2 protein-coding genes and 1 pseudogene are annotated in these 3,729 nt (G+C 40.4%); 1 reads left to right on the top strand and 2 read right to left on the bottom strand.

Annotated elements, in window-relative coordinates; translation table 11 throughout:
- Positions 1-363: pseudogene (locus PLK24_RS09650) on the top strand (hypothetical protein); the annotation flags it as partial.
- A 225-nt stretch (positions 364-588) separates the two neighbouring features.
- Here PLK24_RS09650 and PLK24_RS09645 read toward each other — a convergent pair.
- Both PLK24_RS09645 and PLK24_RS09640 read right to left on the bottom strand, forming a co-directional pair.
- Entirely contained in the window at positions 589-2,292 is a 1,704-nt protein-coding gene (locus PLK24_RS09645; RefSeq protein WP_324478603.1) for a hypothetical protein, read from the bottom strand.
- Positions 2,293-2,305: 13 nt separating this feature from the next.
- Complete coding sequence (locus PLK24_RS09640; protein WP_324478601.1) at positions 2,306-3,259, bottom strand: ABC transporter permease; 954 nt, start codon at positions 3,257-3,259, stop codon at positions 2,306-2,308.
- Positions 3,260-3,729 lie beyond the last annotated feature (470 nt).

Below are 3,729 nucleotides of genomic sequence, written 5' to 3'. Positions count from 1 at the left end.
AAAGAACTCATTCGGTTAGGTGTTGGTATTAAAGTTTATTACTATGAAGATTTGAAGGATGAAGCTATTCCCGTGCCATTACTATCAGCTAATTCCTTCATTGCAGCGACTGAAGATTATCCACTTCCCGGAACGGATTTTGAAACCAATCTTCAAAAACAGTTAGTAAATAAATTATCAGTATCCATGGGTGAACGAATGATTGTTCTTGCTTTTCGCAGTTCCTATGAACTTTCCGAATTTCCTTTGGTAAGCACCTATCTATGTACTTATTCCAGTCGACCTTGTTCAGCCCTGGCAGCTGCCCAAGCTGTGGTGATGAAAAAACCACTCACTGGTCGAGCTCCTATATCTGTCCTGTAAACCAATTTGCGGACTTGATAAATCAAGTCCCTACCAAATCTTCCCTGATGGGAGAGTTCTATCTTATTTTTTCCTCTCCCCTGGTGGGAGAGGATTAAGGTGAGGGGGAACTTGTATATCTTCCATAAGCTTCATTTCAAAACACCAAACCTGGATTTCATTCATGGGTCTCACCCTCATCCTCTCCTTCATTCATTCTTCAAGCATTGCCTGAAGAACTAAATATTAATCTACCGTCATAGCTTTCTTTTGCATCAGGCGATTTTGAAGCCATATCCACCGTCGATACTGCTCCCCACTCAATGAACGACTCATTTCCCGTGCCTCGCCAATCGCTTGATCAAGAATAGCTTTTTGGAATGGAACAGTAAGTAGTCGAAGATAAATCTCGGTAGCCAGCTTTCCTCCAAACAGTGGACCAAGGTCTTTTTCAATAAACTTCTCCCAAGTCAGCGTTGGTTGATAGCCAAAGCGAGCAAATGCTAAATAATTGACCTCATTGACGACGCTAAACGCACTGACCTCACCAAAAATGGTTGCACCCTTCATTCCACTTTTAAAAGCCAACTGCATCATTTCGGCGAAACGGTCAGCAACCAATTCATACCGTTCCCGATTCCATTGCGAACCCATATGGGTGCGAAAGATATTTTTACTTCTGGGTAATCCTTGAACATATTCCTTGGTTAAATCAGTTTTTAAACGAGGCCAATAAGAGCGATTAAAACAAAATTGATAAATTGCCTCGTCAGGCAATTCTTCAAGAGACTGAAGAACTTGGCGGTTCAAAAGGTTATCCCAATAAGCCTCGCTTACCAACCAGAGGTCTTGACGCTGATTTCGAGCAGCCGAAAATAGATGTGGGTAAAGGAGAGCCATATCCTGCAACGACCAGGTTGAATTTTCTTTACGTCTTCGAGAACATTCTTCACACTGACAAACTCCATAATCTCCGGTTTCAAAATTAATCCCACCAATCATGAAGGTTTCTGCTAACCAAGCAATAGCCTCTTCGTGATATCGGGCGTTTTCCGGTTTAGAAGGGCAGGCAGTATCGGTGTATTGATTTTCTGGAAACCAAAGGGGAGGTAGATCAGGAATAGAAAAAGCTGCCGGTGCTCCTAATACGGCTTTCAATTCCGGACGTTGTCGGAGCCATTGGGTTAAATTATAACGGTGATTTCCTTCCCAATAGATTCCCCCGTAAGCATTGATACCAACCCCGGGTAGAATTCTAACTCCTCTTTCAGCAGCGTATTTGCACAGTTTCTGAGCAGCTTCAATACCTCCATGGCAATCTCTTAAAAAGCCGTAAATAGTGACACCCCCGATTCGGTTGAGACTCATAAAATCAATCAGTCGAAAGTAGTCTTCTAAAAAACCCTCTGGGGGTTTGGAATAATAATTCATGGCACCGATTTCCTGAATACCGACTTGTTCTAAGTACCAATTGGTACTGTGATCCCAAGTCCAAAGCAAGCGATAAGGAAGTAAAGGCGATTGCTCAAGGTCAATTTTTGGGATGATTATCTCTTCACCCTGATAAGATAAAATTTTCTGACTCAATTCATTCACCGCATAAATCAAACCCGGACGACCACCTCCTAAAAGGAGTATCAATGGAATTTCCTGCCATTTCACCGTTTGAATTTGGAAACCATCTTCGAGGAGCTGGATTTTATTTTCTGACGGTTGTTTTACGGGGAAAAGTTGGTTTTCCTTTTCTTCTAAATAAATAAAACCTTCGAAGTTTTTATCCGCCTTTTTCCAATCACCAATTTTAAAATCTCGTGGTGAAACGACAACAAAATCCCTTCCGGGAAATAATTTTTTTAAATGAATAACAGGGAAGCTTTCCTGTTCAAGATCGGTTACCACGACTAGTTGAGCAGTTTTTGGTATGCGTAAAAATGGCAAAGATGGTGACATCTATTGTCCTCCTTTATTTTTTCTTTTCTCTCATGGTTAAAGAAACTGCAATGATAATGATCAAGCCTCGGAAGATCATCTGTTGATCGACGGATAAACCCATTAATATCAATCCATTATTAATCATACCCATTATTAGGGAACCAACAATGGAACCGATTACTGAACCCCGGCCTCCTGACATGCTGGTGCCTCCGATGATAACTGCTGCTATAACCGTCATCAAATCGGTCTCACCTAAAGTATAACGGGCACCATGAAGCCTACCAGCATATAGCATTCCAGCCAGTGCTGCTAAGACACCATTCAAAACCATGACGGAAAATTTAATTCTTTCCACATTGATTCCAGAATACAGAGCAGATATTTTATTCCCACCAGTTGCTAATACATAACGTCCAAATTTGGTCTTCCTCAGTGCAACTTGACCTATAATGAGCAAAACAACAGTCCAAACAAAAAGAATTGATATTGGTCCGATATCTCCTGATCCAAAAATAAAATTATAGGTTTTATTAGTTACCGGAATTGATTTAAGTTGAGTAATCCAGCGGGCTAATCCGGTAATAATTCCAGTCATTCCCAAGGTGACAAGAAAGGAGGGGACTCCGATTTTAGCTACAAAAAGACCGTTAACCATACCAATTAGAACTCCGGTACCCAACCCGGTAACAACTCCAACCAATAAGGAGCTGTGGCGGAGTGCTAATGCAGTTGTTAGTGATGCCAATGCCACAATAGAACCGATCGAAAGATCAATTTCTCCGGCAGCTAAGACAAAAGTCATCCCCACTGCCATAACCGAAATCATGGCAGTCTGACGAGCAATGTTCATCAAGTTTTCCGAAGAGAGAAATCCTCGCCCTCGTAGGATAATAGAAAAAAAGATAAAAATTGCTAAAAAGGCAATATACACAATAAATTCTTTGGTATTGATGGTTCGAGTTGATTGGTTCCTTTTTTTCAAGAGCAATCTCCTTCTTTCAGATCTTCTTCTTTTCTGAACCAATAGCATTCTTTTTAAATCAAGCTCTATTAAATATTTTTAAAATGTTGGGATACAAATACAATGCCTATTTAATGCAGCTCCATGTCATGACATGGAGCTTACCAGATTCTCATCCTGACCTTCTCCCATTTCTCTTTTTTTCCTCTCCTCTGGTGGGAGAGGATTCAGGTGAGGGGGATATTTGGATATTTTCCTCAAGTTCAATTTAAAACACAAAACTTGTTTCTAAATCCAACCTTTCAGCCTCATCCTCGCCTTCTCCCATCAAGGGAGAAGGAACTAAATAATGACTTAGCATGGATTATGAATAAAAAATTAAATCAATCTGAAAACCAATAAAACCTATTGCACCATCTTTATGAGAACTTCCTCGTCAAGGGTTTGTTCATCACTATTAACAATAGTTTCAGTTATCTCTCCTTTTTTAA

The sequence above is a fragment of the Atribacter sp. genome (assembly GCF_035418125.1).
Lineage (GTDB): Bacteria > Atribacterota > Atribacteria > Atribacterales > Atribacteraceae > Atribacter > Atribacter allofermentans.
This window is presented reverse-complemented; position numbering and strand designations above follow the sequence as displayed.